The sequence below is a fragment of the Paraburkholderia ferrariae NBRC 106233 genome (assembly GCF_000685035.1).
Classification (GTDB): Bacteria; Pseudomonadota; Gammaproteobacteria; order Burkholderiales; family Burkholderiaceae; genus Paraburkholderia; species Paraburkholderia ferrariae.
Genome location: NZ_BAYB01000047.1, coordinates 1 through 494 on the forward strand (window position 1 = coordinate 1; position 494 = coordinate 494).

The following is a 494-nucleotide window of genomic DNA, read 5'->3' on the forward strand; positions in this document are numbered from 1 at the left end:
CTTCGGCGCCCTTGCCCACGACCTTCACGACCTTCTGCCGCAGCGCTTCGGGCGTTACGCCATACTTCTTGAGCAGCGTGCCCGCGAGGCTATCGGGAACGGCCGCGAGGCCAATCAGCAGATGTTCGGGGCCCACATACGAATGGCCCAGGTCGCGCGAAGCCTGAAACGCGTACTGGAATGCTTTTTTCAGGCGCGGCGATACGGTCATCCTCTCGGGCGAGGCGTCGTCGCTGGCCGTGCCTTGCTTGGCATGTTCGTCGATATAGCTCTTGATGTCCTGCGGCGAGAGTTTCAACTCCTTGAGGAGTGCTGCGCATACATCCGTATCGGCCAGCACGTAGAGCAGATGTTCCGTATCGAGTTCGTTGCGGTGCAGTTCGTGCGCTTTTTCCGCCGCGCGCTGCAGCAGTTCCATCGTCTGCTCGCTGAACGCGTCGGTGGCATCGACGGATTCGCGCGGCACTTCGGCGGCGAGGCCCGCGAGTTCGTCG

The 494-nt window shown here is 62.3% G+C and carries 1 protein-coding gene; it reads right to left on the reverse strand.

Translation table 11 applies throughout. The annotated features are described in order from the left end of the window. Positions 1–494 (reverse strand): Clp protease N-terminal domain-containing protein (locus tag BFE01S_RS41205; protein WP_042339505.1); only part of this gene is annotated, 494 nt, incomplete at both ends.